The organism is Kineosporia sp. NBRC 101677, from assembly GCF_030269265.1.
Taxonomy (GTDB): domain Bacteria; phylum Actinomycetota; class Actinomycetes; order Actinomycetales; family Kineosporiaceae; genus Kineosporia; species Kineosporia rhizophila.
Window position 1 is genome coordinate 203,832 of the sequence record NZ_BSTA01000007.1, and the last position, 13,809, is coordinate 217,640.

Below are 13,809 nucleotides of genomic sequence, written 5' to 3' on the forward strand. Positions count from 1 at the left end.
TGGTATGGCGGGCACAGCAGGTATGGCGGGCACAGCAGGTATGGCGGGCACAGCAGGTATGGCGGGCACAGCAGGTATGGCGGGCACAGCAGGTATGGCGGGCACAGCAGGTATGGCGGGCACAGCAGGTATGGCGGGCACAGCAGATACGGCGGGTATGGCGGGTGGCGCAGCGGACAAGCCACCCTTGCCAGGCGTGACGGACACGGCCAATGCGGCCACCCGGGCCCGCCTTCGCGATGAAGCCTGGGAAAGCGAGCTACGGCGAGTGGCACCGCGTCAGCCGGCCGGGGCCGCCGATCCAGAGGAAGTGTGGGGAGAGCCGCCCTTCTGAACGCAGCTTCGGCGACCAGGAGCAGACGGACCACCCCAGCGCGGATACCTAACAGGGACGCCTAGCGGGGCAGGTTGCCTCCGGACAGGGTGCTCCCAGGCAGATTCACTCCAGGCCCAACTTCACTCCTGGCCCGACTTCACTCCTGGCCCGACGCCTCACGCCTTCGCCGCTGGCGCCTGGTCTCCCCGACGCTGCCGGTGCTCGGACCCGACCGTTGCGAGGGGTGCTCATCCGGCTGGACGTCATCCCTCGGGCTGGAGGGATTCCGATAGCCAACCGGACCGGTGTAGCCAGCCGGACCGGCTTGGTCCGCATCGACGTAGCCAGCCGGATCGGCGTAGCCAGAACGATCCGGATAGCCAGCAGGGTCGCGGTAGCCGACGGGCTCCGGACCACCAGCAGCACCGCGGTAGCCAACAGGCTGCGGACCACCAGCAGCACCGCGGTAGCCGACGGACTCCGGGCCGCCAGCGGGATCGCGATAGCCAACAGGCTCCGGACCACCAGCAGCACCGCGGTAGCCAACAGGCTCCGGACCACCAGCAGCACCGCGATAGCCAACAGGCTCCGGACCACCAGCAGCACCGCGATAGCCAACAGGCTTCAGATCGCCAGCAAGCTCCGGATTGCCGGCAAGCTCCGGATGACCAGCAGGGTCCGCGTAGTCCACTCCATCCGAATAGCCGACCCCACCTGCATATCCGGCCGCATCGCCGTAACCCGCCCGGCTGCCGGAGCCGGCACGGTCACCGTCCTGCTCACCCCGCTCAGCCCGCTCAGCACCACCCAGCTCAGCCCCACCCAGCTCAGCCCCACCCCGCTCAGCACCACCCAACACCCCAGCCGGCTCCCTCGAAGAAGCCACGATCACCGCCGCCACCGCCGTGGTGACCGGGATGGACAGGATCAGCCCGATCGCCCCGACCAGCGTCCGCACGATCTCCTCGGCGAGCTGGCCACCGGTGAGCACCTGACCCAGCGGCTGGTGGTAGAGGTCGATCAGGATCAGCGTAGGCATGGCCACACCGGCGTAGGCGAAGGCGATCGTGTACACCGTCGAGGCCAGGTGGTCCCGGCCCACGCGCATCCCGCTGACGAACAACTCTCGGAAACCCAGCTCCGGCGCATGGGCCCGCACCTCCCAGACGGCCGAGGCCTGGGTGATCGTCACGTCGTTCAGCACGCCCAGCCCGGCCACGATGATGCCGCAGAGGATCACCCCGGACAGGTTCGTGATCCCGGTCAGCTGGGCCAGGGTGTAGTTCTCCTCCGAGCTCAGGCCGTTCAGGTGCCCGATGTCGGAGGCCCACTGCGCCAGTCCGGCCATCAGGGCCAGGCCGAAGATCGTGCCCAACAGGGCCGTGGTGGTCTTCGCCGACACCCCGTGGGCCAGGTAGAGCACCACCGTCATGACCGCGATCGAGCCGACCATGGCCACCGCCACCGGGTTCTCGCCCAGCCGCAGGGCCGGGAGCATGAACTTGACGACCGTGACGTAGCTCAGCGCAAGACCGAGGATGGCGGCCAGACCACGCAACCGCCCCACCGCCACGACCAGCACTGCGAAGGCCACGGCGAGCAGCACCAGCGGGAAGGACCGGGAGAAGTCGACCCAGGCGTAGACCGTGCCGTCCTCCAGCGCCTCCGGGTTCACCGTGGCAGCGTCAGCACTTTCGTCCACCAGATCGCCTGGATACCGCGCGACCCGGACGCCGTCCCCCGGGCTGATCCCGGCGCGATACACCTGCGGCGGGATCTGCACCGTGACGGTCTGCCCCTCGTCGGGCCCGGCATCGATCCGCGCGTCCACCGATGCGCAGAGGGCCGTGGCCGGAATCGAACCGTCGGGCAGACGATCGCTGGAGGAGCCCTCGCACTCGAAGGCCGCTGTCTTGGTGACGGTGGCCGAGTACACGTCCTCCGAGACCTCACCGAGCGCGGCCACCGACTCGGCGACCGGTGGTGTGCCCGTGGGCCAGAGCATCACCAGGCCGACGAGCGTGGCGACCAGCATCGGCACGAGGACCACCAGAAGCCAGGTGAGCGCACGCCGGCCGATCCTGAAGTCGTCGCTCCCTGAACCGTGACCGTGATGGGAGCCCATGACAGCGAACCTATTGAGAACGCTTTTCACTGTCCAGGCGACGCCGGGTGTCCAGGGCCGGCAAGAGGTGCCCCGGACCGCGCCACCGGGGACGGTCGGCCCAGCACGACCTGACCAGGAAAGCCAGTCCGAACCCGACCGTTCGTCGACAAATTGCCTCCGCACCGTCGCCTGCCGCCTTGGTTTACCGCTAACGTCCTTTACCGATAAACCTGGCAAACATGCAGGTCAGCCGGAGGCGCCAAGGACGGCGCCCGGACAAGGAGGTCGTCCCGGTGAAACAACGACGAATGGTCGCCGGGGGCGCGTTCGCCCTTACTGCGGCCCTGCTGGTGAGCGCCTGCAGCGGCGGCAGCGACTCCTCGGGCAGCAGCAGCGAGGAGGTCGACACGGCCCCGAAGGGTGAGGGCCAGACCCTGACCATCTGGCACTACGAGAACGACGCCAGCGCGATGGGCATCGCCTGGGAGAAGGCGATGGAGAAGTTCACCGCCGAGACCGGGGCCAAGGTCGACTTCCAGCTCAAGAGCTTCGAGCAGATCAACACCTCGGCCAGCCAGGTGCTCAACTCCGACGCCGCCCCCGACGTCATGGAGTACAACAAGGGCAACGCCACCTCGGGCCTGCTGTCCAGCCAGGGCCTGCTGACCGACCTGAACGGCGCGGTCGAGGCCTACGGCTGGGAGGACAAGCTCGCCCCCAGCATCCAGACCACGGCCAAGTACAGCGACCTCGGCGTTATGGGCAGCGGCAACTACTACGGCGTGCCCAACTACGGCGAGTACGTGCAGGTGTACTACAACAAGGAACTCTTCGAGGAGAACGGCCTCGAGGTGCCGACCACCCTGGACGAGTTCACCCAGGTGCTGGAGGCGTTCAAGGCCAAGGGCATCACTCCGCTGGCCGAGTCGGCCACCGAGTACCCGCTCGGCCAGCTGCTCTACCAGCTCGCGCTGACCAAGGCCGACCGCCAGTGGGTCACCGACTACCAGACCTACACCGCCCCGGCCGACTTCCACGACGAGGCCTGGACGTACGCCGCCACCACCCTGAAGGAATGGGTGGACAAGGGCTACATCTCCAAGGACTCCACCGGCCTGAAGGCCCAGGACGTCGGGGACGCGTTCATCGCCGAGAAGTACCCGATCTTCTTCTCCGGCAGCTGGTGGTACGGAACTTTCACCACCGACGCCAAGTTCGACTGGGGTACGTTCCTGTTCCCTGAGGCGAAGCTGTCGCCCGGGTCGTCCGGGAACCTGTGGGTCGTGCCGGAGAACTCCGACGCCAAGGACCTCGCCTACAAGTTCATCGACATCACCATGTCGCCCGAGATCCAGAACCTGCTGGGCAACAACGGCGGGATCCCGGTCGCGGCCGAGGAGTCGGCGATCGAGGACGAGAAGTCCAAGGAACTGATCCAGAACTTCAACACCCTGACCGAGCAGGACGGCCTGGCCTTCTACCCGGACTGGCCGGCCCCCACGTTCTACGCCGACCTGAACTCCTCGCTGCAGGAACTGGTGAACGGCACCAAGTCGGTGGACGAGGCGCTCGACCAGATGCAGGCCGACTACGACAAGGGCATCAAGGAGATCGCGGGGTGATCAGAGAACGCGGCCGGGCGGGCTACTGGCTCTACCTGATCCCGGGCGCCGCCCTGCTCACCCTGATCGTCGTGGTGCCGCTGGTCTGGAACGTCTACCTGAGTTTCACCCGGTACCGCGGCATCCGGCCGCCGATCTGGACCGGACTGGACAACTGGCGGGAACTGGCCCAGGACAGCGCGTTCTGGGCCAGCTTCCAGCACAGCGTCGCCATGGTCGTAGCCATGGTGGTCCTGCCCACGCTGTTCGGCCTGGTGCTCGCCTCGCTGCTGTTCGACCTGGTCGGGCGCCGGTTCAACGGCAAGGTGGCCGGGCTGCTGCGGGCGGTGTACTACCTGCCGCAGATCCTCCCGATCGCGATCGCGGCGATCGTGGTCGGGTGGATCCTGCGGCCCGGTGACGGCGCGCTGAACGAGCTCCTGACCGGGATCGGCCTGGAGGGCCACAACTGGCTGGGCAGCCCCGACACCGCTCTGCTCTCGGTGGGCGCCGTCCTGGTCTGGATCCAGATCGGTTATCCGGTGGTGGTGTTCATGTCGGCGCTGCAGCGGATCGACCCGCAGCTGTACGAGGCGGCCGAACTCGACGGGGCCAACTGGTTCCAGCGGTTCCGGGCGATCACCCTGTCCGGCATCCGTCCGGAGATCTTCGTGGTGGTGCTCACCTGCACGGTGGCCGCGCTCAAGGTGTTCGGCCCGGTCTACGCGCTGACCCGGGGTGGGCCCGGCGACTCCACGGTGGTGCCGAGCTACTACGCCTACACCGAGTTCTTCACCGCCCAGCGGGTCGGCTACGGCGCCACCATCGCCACCGCCCTCACCGTGGTCGTGCTGATCGTTGCCGTGTTCTTCGTGCGGGCCCAGTTCCGCCTGGCCGCCGAGGAGGAGCGATGAGCCTCAATCAGTCAGAAATACGAACTACGGACGAGGCGAGCCTCACCGAACGCGTTCTTCCGCAGAACAAACGGCGGCGCCGGACCGGCCTGGAATGGTTCGCCCTGGGCTTCACCGTCCTGGTCGCCGTGGTCATGGCCGCTCCCCTGCTGCTGGTCCTGCTGAACGCGGTGAAGTCTCCGCAGGACTTCGCCGAGGGCGGCCCGCTGAGCTTCCCGACCGAGATCTACCTGGACGGCATCAAGACCTTCTGGAACGCGGTCAACTTCCCGCAGAAGGTCTGGAACAGCATCCTGATCTCCAGTGCGGTGGCGGTGTTCGGGGTCCTGATCTCGATCCTCAACGCCTACGCGCTGGGCATCGGCCGGATCAAGGGACGCATGTGGGTCCTGGTCGCCTTCCTGCTGGCGACCATCGTCCCCCAGGAGGCGCTGCTCTACCCGCTCTACATCATGTTCAAGGACGTCGGCCTGTACGACACCGTCTGGTCGGTGGTCATCGTCTTCGTGGTGATCCACGGGGCTTTCGGCACCTACCTGCTGGCCAGCGTGTTCGGCGCGTTCCCCCGGGAACTGCTGGAGGCGGCCCAGCTCGACGGGGCCAACCGCCGGCAGATCCTCTGGCGGGTGGTGGTGCCGGTCTGCCGGCCGACCCTGGCCGTGCTCGCCGTGTTCTTCTTCATCTGGACCTGGAACGAGTTCCTGATCCCGTTGTCCTTCCTGGTCAGCGAGCAGAACCAGACCGTCCAGGTGGGCATCGCGACCCTGCAGGGCGAGCGGATCATGAACGTGACCACGATCAGCGCCTCGGCCCTGCTCGGGATCGCGCCGACCCTGATCTTCTTCCTGCTCTTCCAGCGCACCCTGACCCGCGGCCTCACCGCCGGTGCGATCAAGTAACGACGAAAGGGCTGTCATACCGATGAGATTCACCGACGGCTACTGGCACACCCGCGAGGGCGTCAACGCCACCTATGCCCGCGAGGTCTACGACGTCGAGGCCACGCCGGACACCCTGACCGTCATCGGCGCCACCAAGGTGGTCAACCACCGCGGGGACACGCTGAACGCGGCCGTGCTCACGGTGACCCTGAGCGTCGCGGCCCCCGAGGTGATCCGGGTGCGGGTGTCGCACCACACCGGAGGCAGGGAGCTGCAGCGGTTCGAACTGAACACACCAGAGGACGCCGGTGGCCAGGCGGAGTACGACGGCACCACCGCGGTGCTCCGGTCGGGTCGGCTGGAAGCCCGGCTGGAGCGGGGCACCCCCTGGAACCTGACCTTCCTGTTCGACGGAAAACCGATCACCAGCAGCGGGAACCGTTCGCTCGGCCTGATGCAGACCGAGGGGAAGACCTACCTCCACGAGCAGCTCAGCCTCGGCGTGGGCGAGGCGATCTACGGCCTGGGTGAGCGTTTCGGCCCGCTGGTCAAGAACGGCCAGACAGTGGACGTTTGGATGGCCGACGGGGGTACGTCCAGTGAGCAGGCCTACAAGAACGTTCCTTTCTACCTGACCAACCGTGGCTACGGCGTCCTGGTCAACGAGCCCGGCCTGGTCTCGTTCGAGATCGGTTCCGAGGCGGTCGAGCGCGTCCAGTTCTCGATCGAGGGCGAGTCGCTCGAGTACCTGGTGATCGGCGGTCCGGAGCCGAAGGACGTGCTGGACCGGTACACCGCGCTGACCGGCCGCCCGGCCGAGGTGCCGGCCTGGAGCTACGGCACCTGGCTGTCGACGAGTTTCACCACCGACTACAGCGAAGAGACGGTCAACCACTTCGTCGACGGCATGATCGAGCGGGAGATCCCGCTCAGCGTGTTCCACTTCGACTGCTTCTGGATGCGCGAGTACAGCTGGACCGACTTCACCTGGGACCCACGGGTCTTCCCCGACCCGGTGGGCATGCTGAAGCGGCTGAAGCAGAAGGACATCCGGGTCTGCGTCTGGATCAACCCGTACATCGGCCAGCGCTCGGTGCTGTTCGACGAGGCCTCCGAGGCCGGCTTCCTGCTGAAGCGCCCGGACGGCAGCACCTTCCAGACCGACCAGTGGCAGGCCGGGATGGGCCTGGTCGACTTCACCAACCCGGACGCGGTGGCCTGGTACCAGGGCCACCTGCGCCGGCTGATGGCCGAGGGGGTGGACGCCTTCAAGACCGACTTCGGCGAGCGGGTGCCCACCGACGTGGTCCATCACTCCGGGGGCGACCCCGAGCGGCTGCACAACCTCTACACGCAGAACTACAACCGGGCCGTGTTCGAGGTGATCGAGGAGGTCAAGGGACGCGGCGAGGCGGTCGTGTTCGCCCGCTCGGCGACCGCCGGGGGCCAGCAGTTCCCGGTGCACTGGGGCGGCGACAACACCGCCACCTACATCTCGATGGCCGAGACCCTGCGCGGGGGGCTGAGTCTGGGCCTGTCCGGCTTCGGCTACTGGAGTCACGACATCGGTGGCTTCGAGGGCACGCCGGACGCGACCCTGTTCAAGCGGTGGACGGCGTTCGGCATGCTGTCCAGCCACAGCCGGTTCCACGGGAACAACTCCTACCGGGTGCCGTGGCTGGTCGACAGTGGCTCAGCTGACAGCGAGGGCGAGTACGGCGCGGTGGCGGTCACGCGCAAGTTCGCCCGGCTCAAGTCCCGCCTGGCGCCCTACCTGCTGGCCGCAGGCCGGCAGGCACACGTGAGCGGCACCCCGGTGATGCGGTCGATGATCCTGGAGTTCCCGCACGACCCGGCCGTGGCCTATCTGGACCGGCAGTACATGCTCGGCCCCGACCTGCTGGTGGCGCCGGTGTTCGACCCGGAGGGCGAGGTGGAGTACTACCTGCCCGAGGGCGAGTGGGTCCGCCTGCTCACCGGCGAGAAGGTCACCGGCGGCCGCTGGCTGCGGGAGCGGCACGAGGTGGACTCGCTGCCGTTGCTGGTGCGCCCCGGCGGCGTGGTGGCCCTGGGGGCCAGCGAGGAACGGCCGGACACCGACCACCTGGAAGGGCTGACCCTGGTGGTCAACCCGGGCAATGCAGACGGCACTGCCGACGACTGGGAGCGCCGGGTGGATATTCTCACCGGTCATGGTCCGGGAGTGGGGTTCACCGTGCGCCGCGGCGGCGACGAGATCGTCGCCGAGTCGGAAGCCGGCACCGACTGGGGTATTGCTCTGCCCGGCGGCGAGCGGGTCGCCGCAGAGAACGGACGGGCAGTGCTGCGGTGAAGTCTGAGCCTCCGGCCCGTCGTCCGACGATCTACGACGTGGCCAAGGAGGCGGGGGTCTCGCACCAGACGGTCGCCATGGTGCTGCGGGGGCAGGGCAAGTTCCGTCCGGAGACGCTGCAGCGGGTCTCGGCGGCGATCCAGACCCTGCGCTACCGCCCCAACACCACGGCCCGGGCCCTGGCCACCAGCCAGGCCAACCGGATCGGGGCGCTGGTGTTCGAGCTGCAGGAGGTGGGTCCGAGCAAGACCGTGCAGGGTGCCACCCAGCGGGCCGCCGAGGCCGGGTACCTGCTGGAGATCGTCAGCCTGCACCCGGGTGACGAGCAGGCGATCCAGCGGGCGCTCGGGCTGCTCGACCGGGCCGACGTGGCCGGGCTGCTGGCGTTCGCGCCGGTGGACCGGCTGCTGGGCAAGGCCGACGCGCCGTCCCTGATCAGCGTGCCGATGGTGATGGAGCTGGAGCCCGACCCGGGCCAGGGGGCGACGCTCAGCGAGCGCGGGATGGCGCTGGTGGCGGAGCATCTGGCCGGGCTCGGGCACCGCCGGGTCGCCTACCTGGGTGGTTCCCCCACCTGGCTGGCGGCCCGGCGGCGCTCGGAGGCGGTCCGGGCAGCCCTGGCCCAGCACGGTCTGGAGCTGGTGACCGAGCTGGCCGGGGACTGGTCGGCCGCCTCCGGCGCCCAGGCCGTGCGGGAGCTCGGCCCGCACCAGCTCGGCGAGATCACGGCGCTGGTCTGCGGCAACGACCAGATGGCCCTGGGCGCGCTGCTGGCCCTGGACGAGCACGGCATCGACGTGCCCGGCCGGATCAGCGTCACCGGGTTCGACGGCATCCCCGAGAGTGGCTACCTGCGCCCGCCCCTGACCACCGTGAAGGTGGACTACGCCCGGCACGGGCGGGGGCTGGTGGACACCCTGCTGGCCCGGATCGGCAAACCGGCCAGTGATCCCGGCGAGACCGGCGCCGGGTCCGACGACACCGAGTTGCTGATCAGACGGAGCACCGCCCCGCCCTACGTCCACCCCTAGGAACTGAACTTCTGACGCCCGGTCACCGCCGACGTCACCAGGTCGTTCTTGGCCAGCGCGCGGCCGGACCGGGCCGCGTCCGTCCACTGGTCCACCGTGGCCACCGCCGCGAAGTTGGCGTTGAACAACGTCATCAGCGTGGTGTGCAGGTCCTGCGCGCTCACGTGCCCGGCCTCGTTGGCCAGGTGGGTGGCCCCGGTGGCGTCGGACAGGATCTCGGCGGTGAACCCGAGCCCCTCGGACTCGACCGAGGAGGCCAGGTCGCAGTTGTGGGTCATGTAGCCGGTCAGGGTGATCGTGTCGGCGCCCTGCTCGCGCAGCCAGTCGGCGAGACCGGTTCCGGCGTAGACACTTCCGAACTCCTTGGTGAACCGCTTGCTGTCCCCGACGAGGGCCTCGATCTCGGGGTGCAGCTGCCAGCCGGCCGAGCCCTCGGCGAACACCGGGCTGTCGGCCGGGGCGGTGTGCTGGGCGTAGGCGATCGGCAGACCGAGGTCCTGGGCGGTCCGGATGACCTGGACGATCTGCTGGAGAGAGGTCTCGCGCGGCGGGTACTGGATCTCCAGCGGACCGTCGAAGTACTCCTGCTGGACGTCGACCACGACCAGGGCGCGCTTGGGGGTGCTCATCGTTAGCTCCTTCTCGTTCGGCGTTACCAAGAGCTTCACGCCTGACCGGGGCCCTGACGAGTGGCCCGAATGCATAATTGCGATGAGATCAGGCCAAGAGAAGCGGACCCAGGAAGGCCGGGTACTCCCCCACCGATGCGCATCGCGATCCACGCCTTCGACGGCGTCTCCATGTTCCACCTCGCCGCTCCCCAGCTGGTGTTCGGCGAGGTGACCAAGCTCGGGCTGGGCGAGTGGACCACGCAGCTGTGGTCCACCGACGGCCGGGGCATCACCACCGCGGAGGGTTACGCGGTCGCCGGGCTGGGCGGGCCGGGCACGACGGTGGGCGCCGACATCGTCGTCATCCCCTCCTGGCACGAAAGCCTCGCTCCCGCGGAATCGGGGCTCACCAACGTCATCAATTCCGCTCATGCCACCGGCTCGACGGTCATCGGGCTCTGCCTGGGCGCCTTCCCGATCGCCCAGGCGGGTCTCCTGGAGGGCCGCTCGGCCGTCACCCACTGGAGCGCCACCCAGGAGCTGGCCGACCGCCACCCCGGCATCACCGTCGACAGCGGGGTGCTCTACATCGACCACGACGACGTGCTCACCTCGGCCGGCACCGCCTCCGGCATCGACGCCTGCCTGCACGTCGTGCGCAAGCACCTCGGCGTGACCCACGCCAACCGGGTCGCCCGCAGCCTGGTCGTCGCCCCGCACCGGGAGGGCGGGCAGGCGCAGTACATCGAGCGCCCGGTGATCAACGCCGACACCGACGCCCCGATCGCCGAGGTGCTGGCCTGGGCCCTCACCCGCCTGGACCAGCCGCTCACCCTGGAGGACCTGGCCGCCCGGGCGACCATGAGCCGCCGTAACTTCGTGCGCCGCTTCCGCGAGGCCACCGGCACCACCCCGGCCCGCTGGGTCACCGACCGCCGCCTCGACGAGGCCCGCCTGCTGCTGGAGACCACCCACTGGGGAGTCGACCGGATCGCCCAGGCCTGCGGCTTCGGCAGTCCGGTGACCCTGCGGCAGAACTTCGCCGCCCGGTTCGCCACCTCTCCGGCCGGTTACCGGCGGACATTCCGTAGCCAAGCAGAGGTATGACCACCCCAAACCAGCAACTGCGCGAATCCGCGTTACGCTCCTGGTCGATTTCACAGTGTGCCGACAGGGATGCCATCCTTACCATCTCTGTCGAAAATGAAGGGTTCGTCCGATGACCAGCAAGAGGTTCCTCGCCGTCTCCGCCGCCGCACTGATGGCGCTGAGCCTGGCCGCCTGCGGCAGTGACAGTGACACGGACAGCGCTTCCGGCGGCTCCGACGGCGGCAGCAAGGACCCGCTGAAGGTCGGCACCGAGGGCACCTACGCCCCCTTCACCTTCCACGAGGAGGGCACCAACGAGCTCACCGGCTACGACGTCGAGGTGGTCGAGGCGGTCGCCGAGAAGCTCGGCCGTGAGGTCGAGTTCTCCGAGACCAACTGGGACTCGATCTTCGCCGGGCTGGAGGCCAAGCGCTTCGACGTGGTGGCCAACCAGGTCACGGTCAACCCCGAGCGCGAGGCCAAATACACCTTCTCCGCGCCGTACACCTACTCCCAGGGTGTGATCGTGACCCAGGCCGGCGACACCTCGATCACCACCGAGGCCGACCTCAAGGGCAAGACCGCCGCCCAGTCGGCCACCAGCAACTGGGGCGAGGCGGCCGAGGCGGCCGGCGCCAAGGTGGAGGCCGTCGAGGGGCTCACCCAGTCCGTCGCCCTGCTCAAGCAGAAGCGGGTCGACGTCACCCTGAACGACAACCTGGCCGTGCTGGAGTACCTGAACACCAGCGGCGACAAGGACGTCAAGATCTCCGGCACGATCGGCGAGGTCAACCAGCAGGCGTTCGCCTTCCGCAAGGACAGCAGCGACCTGGCCGCCGAGTTCGACACCGCGCTGAAGGAGCTGGCGGCCGACGGCACGCTGGCCGAGATCTCGCAGAAGTACTTCGGCACTGACGTCTCCGTCGAGTCCTCGACCGAGAGCTGAGCCTAGGTGGACGAGTCGACCGTCGAGCTGATCCGGAGCTCGCTCGGCCCCCTGACCGAGGGGATGATCAAGGGCACCATCCCGCTCACCGCCGTCAGCTTCGTGCTGGGCCTGGTGGTGGCGCTGGTCGTCGCACTGATGCGGTTGTCACCGTTCTGGCCGGTCTCGGCAATCGCCCGGGCCTACGTCTCGGTGATCCGCGGAACGCCGCTGCTGGTGCAGCTCTTCATCATCTTCTACGGCCTGCCCTCGCTCGGCGCGACGATCGACCCGTTCCCCAGTGCGTGCATCGCGTTCACCCTCAACGTGGGTGGTTACGCGGCCGAGATCATCCGGGCGGCCATCCTCTCGGTGCCGCGCGGACAGCACGAGGCGGCGCTGACCGTCGGCATGAACTACCCGACCACGATGCGGCGGATCATCCTGCCGCAGGCCAGCCGGGTGGCCGTCCCGCCGCTGTCGAACACGCTGATCTCGCTGGTCAAGGACACCTCGCTGGCCTCCACCATCCTGGTCACCGAAACCCTGCGCAAGGCCCAGGAACTGGCCGCCCCGACCTTCGAGTTCTTCACCCTCTACAGCGTGGCGGCGGTCTACTACTGGGTGGTCTGCCTGGTGCTGTCGTTCGCCCAGACCCGGCTGGAAACCCGACTGGACAGGTACGTGGCCTCATGACCGATCTGCTGGAAGTCCGGGGGCTGCACAAGTCGTTCGGCGACAACCACGTGCTGCGCGGTATCGACCTCTCGGCGCCGGCCGGTTCGGTGACGGTGCTGGTCGGACCGTCCGGGTCGGGCAAGACCACCGTGTTGCGTTCGCTCAACGGTCTGGAGGTGCCCGACCAGGGCACGGTGCAGATCGGGGACGTCGGTGTCGACTTCGCCGCGAAGCCGGACCGGCGGGCTCTGACCAGGCTCAGGGCGCAGAGCGGGATGGTCTTCCAGCACCACAACCTGTTCCCGCACCTGAGCGTGCTGCGCAACGTCACCGAGGGCCCGATCGTGGTGCAGAAGCGCCCGGCGGCCGAGGTGCGGGCCGAGGCGCTGACGCTGCTGGAACGGGTCGGTCTGGCCGAGAAGGCCGAGCAGTACCCGTACCAGCTCTCCGGTGGTCAGCAGCAGCGCGTCGGCATCGCCCGGGCGCTGGCCATCAAGCCCCGGCTGATGCTGTTCGACGAGCCCACCTCCGCCCTCGACCCGGAACTGGTCGGCGAGGTGCTCTCGGTGATGAAAAGCCTGGCCTCCGAGGGCTGGACGATGGTCGTGGTGACGCACGAGATGCGGTTCGCCCGGCAGGTGGCCGACCAGGTGCTGTTCATGGACGGCGGTGTGGTGGTCGAGCACGGCACCCCGGCACAGGTGCTCGACAACCCGGAGCACGAGCGCACGCGGCGCTTCCTGCACCGCATCAACGACCCGATCTGAGCCGCTCCTCCGGGCCCAGGTCCACCGGCCGGACCCGGAGTTTCTCGGCGATCCGCGACAGCGCCCGGCGGTCGGCGGCATCGAGCTTGTCGAAGACGTACTGGCGCACCGACTCCACGTGCGCCGGTGCGGTCTCGACCACCACCGCGTAGCCCTCTTCGGTGAGCGCGGCGATCGTGTACCGGCCGTCCGACGGGTCGGGGTAGCGCTCCACCCAGCCCTTCTTCTCGAAGCGCTTGACCACGTTCGACAGACGCGACAGCGAGCCGCTGGCCAGGAACGCCAGCTCGCTCATCCGCAGCCGGCGCTCGGGGGCGTCGGACATCTGGCTCAGGACCATGTACTCGAACAGGCTCAGGCCGCCCACCCGCTGAAGCGGTGCCTCCAGGCGGCCGGGCAGCAGCAGCATCAGCGAGATCAGGCCGGTCCAGGCCTCCTTCTCGTCGGCGTTCAGCCACCGGGGCTGCTCGGCAGTGCTCATGCAGCCAGGGTACCGATTTCCTCAATGACTTGACGCTTGAAGTGATCGGCGTGTTAGCTTCACTTCACACATGAAG

The 13,809-nt window shown here is 68.4% G+C and carries 12 protein-coding genes; 9 read left to right on the plus strand and 3 right to left on the minus strand.

Going from position 1 to position 13,809, the window contains the following annotated elements; all coding sequences use genetic code 11:
- Nucleotides 1-473: 473 nt before the first annotated feature.
- Complete coding sequence (locus QSK18_RS21660) at nt 474-2,441, minus strand: YibE/F family protein (RefSeq protein WP_285622446.1); 1,968 nt, start codon at nt 2,439-2,441, stop codon at nt 474-476.
- Nucleotides 2,442-2,731: 290 nt separating this feature from the next.
- On the opposite strand from QSK18_RS21660, the gene QSK18_RS21665 reads away from it, so the two are divergent.
- The 5 genes from QSK18_RS21665 to QSK18_RS21685 are packed head-to-tail and all read left to right on the plus strand — an operon-like array spanning nt 2,732 to nt 9,182.
- A complete protein-coding gene (locus tag QSK18_RS21665) occupies nt 2,732-4,045 on the plus strand; it encodes an ABC transporter substrate-binding protein (RefSeq protein WP_352396609.1) in 1,314 nt (437 codons plus the stop codon).
- Complete coding sequence (locus QSK18_RS21670; protein WP_232812057.1) at nt 4,042-4,938, plus strand: carbohydrate ABC transporter permease; 897 nt, start codon at nt 4,042-4,044, stop codon at nt 4,936-4,938. The genes QSK18_RS21665 and QSK18_RS21670 overlap by 4 nt, the downstream gene beginning before the upstream one ends.
- Nucleotides 4,935-5,837 carry a carbohydrate ABC transporter permease gene (locus tag QSK18_RS21675; protein ID WP_232812056.1) on the plus strand — a complete coding sequence of 301 codons (903 nt, stop codon included), beginning with the start codon at nt 4,935-4,937 and terminating at the stop codon, nt 5,835-5,837. Before QSK18_RS21670 ends, QSK18_RS21675 begins: the two co-directional genes overlap by 4 nt.
- Before the next feature lie 22 nt (nt 5,838-5,859).
- Nucleotides 5,860-8,151 carry an alpha-xylosidase gene (gene yicI, locus QSK18_RS21680; protein ID WP_232812055.1) on the plus strand — a complete coding sequence of 764 codons (2,292 nt, stop codon included), beginning with the start codon at nt 5,860-5,862 and terminating at the stop codon, nt 8,149-8,151.
- A complete protein-coding gene (locus tag QSK18_RS21685; protein ID WP_232812054.1) occupies nt 8,148-9,182 on the plus strand; it encodes a LacI family DNA-binding transcriptional regulator in 1,035 nt (344 codons plus the stop codon). The genes yicI and QSK18_RS21685 overlap by 4 nt, the downstream gene beginning before the upstream one ends.
- On the opposite strand, the gene QSK18_RS21690 is transcribed toward QSK18_RS21685, so the two are convergent.
- Nucleotides 9,179-9,811 carry an isochorismatase family protein gene (locus tag QSK18_RS21690; protein WP_232812053.1) on the minus strand — a complete coding sequence of 211 codons (633 nt, stop codon included), beginning with the start codon at nt 9,809-9,811 and terminating at the stop codon, nt 9,179-9,181. The two genes, QSK18_RS21685 and QSK18_RS21690, sit on opposite strands and share 4 nt — an antisense overlap.
- A 135-nt stretch (nt 9,812-9,946) precedes the next feature.
- Here QSK18_RS21690 and QSK18_RS21695 point away from each other — a divergent pair, with 135 nt between their 5' ends.
- The 4 genes from QSK18_RS21695 (at nt 9,947) to QSK18_RS21710 (ending at nt 13,252) form a co-directional block, all read left to right on the plus strand.
- Nucleotides 9,947-10,900 (plus strand): GlxA family transcriptional regulator, encoded by a 954-nt coding sequence (locus tag QSK18_RS21695; protein ID WP_232812052.1) that lies wholly within the window; start codon nt 9,947-9,949, stop codon nt 10,898-10,900.
- 112 nt (nt 10,901-11,012) lie between these two features.
- Nucleotides 11,013-11,828 (plus strand): transporter substrate-binding domain-containing protein, encoded by an 816-nt coding sequence (locus QSK18_RS21700; protein ID WP_232812051.1) that lies wholly within the window; start codon nt 11,013-11,015, stop codon nt 11,826-11,828.
- Nucleotides 11,829-11,834: 6 nt separating this feature from the next.
- On the plus strand, nt 11,835-12,503 hold the full coding sequence (locus QSK18_RS21705; protein ID WP_285622468.1) for an amino acid ABC transporter permease: 669 nt from the start codon (nt 11,835-11,837) through the stop codon (nt 12,501-12,503).
- Nucleotides 12,500-13,252, plus strand: a complete 753-nt coding sequence (locus tag QSK18_RS21710) for an amino acid ABC transporter ATP-binding protein (protein WP_269810366.1) — start codon at nt 12,500-12,502, stop codon at nt 13,250-13,252. Before QSK18_RS21705 ends, QSK18_RS21710 begins: the two co-directional genes overlap by 4 nt.
- Here QSK18_RS21710 and QSK18_RS21715 read toward each other — a convergent pair.
- Nucleotides 13,236-13,733 (minus strand): MarR family winged helix-turn-helix transcriptional regulator, encoded by a 498-nt coding sequence (locus QSK18_RS21715; RefSeq protein WP_232812050.1) that lies wholly within the window; start codon nt 13,731-13,733, stop codon nt 13,236-13,238. The genes QSK18_RS21710 and QSK18_RS21715 overlap by 17 nt on opposite strands.
- Between the last annotated feature and the right edge of the window lie 76 nt (nt 13,734-13,809).

Coding starts and splice junctions, on each gene's coding strand:
- QSK18_RS21700 (WP_232812051.1), top strand. CDS start 11,013: ATGACCAGCAAGAGGTTCCTCGCCGTCTCCGCCGCCGCACTGATGGCG.
- yicI (WP_232812055.1), top strand. CDS start 5,860: ATGAGATTCACCGACGGCTACTGGCACACCCGCGAGGGCGTCAACGCC.
- QSK18_RS21715 (WP_232812050.1), bottom strand. CDS start 13,733: ATGAGCACTGCCGAGCAGCCCCGGTGGCTGAACGCCGACGAGAAGGAG.
- QSK18_RS21675 (WP_232812056.1), top strand. CDS start 4,935: ATGAGCCTCAATCAGTCAGAAATACGAACTACGGACGAGGCGAGCCTC.
- QSK18_RS21710 (WP_269810366.1), top strand. CDS start 12,500: ATGACCGATCTGCTGGAAGTCCGGGGGCTGCACAAGTCGTTCGGCGAC.
- QSK18_RS21660 (WP_285622446.1), bottom strand. CDS start 2,441: ATGGGCTCCCATCACGGTCACGGTTCAGGGAGCGACGACTTCAGGATC.
- QSK18_RS21690 (WP_232812053.1), bottom strand. CDS start 9,811: ATGAGCACCCCCAAGCGCGCCCTGGTCGTGGTCGACGTCCAGCAGGAG.
- QSK18_RS21695 (WP_232812052.1), top strand. CDS start 9,947: ATGCGCATCGCGATCCACGCCTTCGACGGCGTCTCCATGTTCCACCTC.
- QSK18_RS21665 (WP_352396609.1), top strand. CDS start 2,732: ATGGTCGCCGGGGGCGCGTTCGCCCTTACTGCGGCCCTGCTGGTGAGC.